Origin of the sequence: Aeromicrobium sp. PE09-221, assembly GCF_002174305.1 — a bacterium.
In the GTDB taxonomy this organism is placed as follows: domain Bacteria; phylum Actinomycetota; class Actinomycetes; order Propionibacteriales; family Nocardioidaceae; genus Aeromicrobium.
In genome coordinates this window covers 1-1,574 of the sequence record NZ_MIJB01000063.1, presented here as the reverse complement: position 1 = coordinate 1,574, position 1,574 = coordinate 1, and the positions used below count along the sequence as shown (strand labels likewise).

The following is a 1,574-nucleotide window of genomic DNA, read 5'->3' as shown; positions in this document are numbered from 1 at the left end:
GCTCGCCGACGCTCCCGCAACGCCGTCGGCCGCCGCGGCGATGTCGCCGGATGCATCTTGCATGCCGACAGGGGCAGCCAGTTTCGAAGCCGCGCCATGGCCCGGGAACTGCGCCGGCACGACATGGTCGGTTCGATGGGCCGAGTCGGCGCCGCGGGCGACTGTGAGACTGTCGATCGTCTCCTGGCGGCCTGACTCTTGCTGACGACTGACCCCGAAGTCTGGGTGTCCTGGCTGTTGATCTGTCGTCCGCCAGGAGGCGCTTCATCCATGGTGCTGGCCGGGCGGGCGTGACCTCATAGGAGCCTGATCGCAACAGTCTCATCACAGTCCCGTCCACCCGACCGGCCAGCGTCACTCACCGGTTGGAAGGGCAAGCACTATGAGCATGCAGCAGGTTCCGTCGCACCGTCGAGTCGTTGTCGGTGTCGACACCCACAAGTACGTCCACGTCGCGGTCGCGATCGATGACCTTGGCACCGTCTTGGATGACCGATCCTTTGTCGCCGATGCTGGCGGCTATGCCCAGTTGATCGACTGGGCGGCCTCGTTCGGCGGGAAACTGATCTTCGGGATCGAAGGCACAGGATCGTATGGCGCAGGCCTGGCTGGCGCGGTCCGCCGCCGCGGGATCGGCGCAATGGAAGTAGTCCGCACCGACCGGCGTGACCGACGGCTGCGCGGGAAGTCCGACACCATCGATGCTGAGAATGCCGCCAAAGCAGTTCTCGCCGGCTTGGCCACTGCGGTCCCGAAGTCCGCCGATGGCGTGGTCGAGATGATCCGGCAGGTCAAGGTCGCCAAGGACATCGCCGTCAAGGCTCGAACGTCAGCGATGATCAGCCTCAAACAGGTCATCGTGAATGCGCCCGACACCCTGCGCCAAGAGCTGCAACCGTTGTCGAAGATGGCGTTGATCAACCGCTGCGCCGGCCTGCGTCCGGGGCGCGTCACCACCGTTGCTGCTGCCACGAAGCACACGCTGCGCGCGATTGCCCGACGTTGGCAGCAACTCAACGCCGAGATCGTCGAGCACGAGAAGATCTTGACCGACCTCACCTCCTCGGCTGCCCCCGAGTTGGCGAAGGCATTCGCCGTCGGTCCTGACACCGCCGCGGAAATGCTCATCGTGGCCGGCGACAACCCCGAACGAGTCCGGTCCGAAGCCGCGTTCGCCAGACTCTGTGGCGTCGCACCAATCCCGGCATCGTCGGGAATGACGACACGGCACCGGCTCAACCGTGGTGGTCACCGCCAGGCCAACGCAGCGCTCTACCGGGTCGTGATCGTGCGGATGCAGCACCACGAACCGACCAAGGCTTACGTCGCCAGAAGGACCGCAGAAGGCAAGACCAAAGCCGAGATCATCCGCTGCCTCAAACGGCTCCTCGCCCGCGAGCTCTGGGCGGCAATGCGCCCCATCCGCGACGCCCGTCAGAGCCTCCCGAACGCTGCTTGACGGATATAGGAGCATCAACGCAGCGATGGAGAGCTTCGTCGCGCTCCTGCAGCACCAACGTCCTCAACCAGCAGCGGTGGACCACCCGCCAGGATCTGCGGCTCGCCATCGTCGT

1 protein-coding gene and 1 pseudogene are annotated in these 1,574 nt (G+C 65.4%); both read left to right on the top strand.

Translation table 11 applies throughout. The features are described 5' to 3' along the window. Nucleotides 1-162, top strand: a pseudogene (locus BHE97_RS20895) (IS3 family transposase); the annotation flags it as partial. Between the two features lie 220 nt (nucleotides 163-382). Continuing rightward, entirely contained in the window at nucleotides 383-1,459 is a 1,077-nt protein-coding gene (locus BHE97_RS19240; RefSeq protein ID WP_087625647.1) for an IS110 family transposase, read from the top strand. Nucleotides 1,460-1,574: the final 115 nt, after the last annotated feature.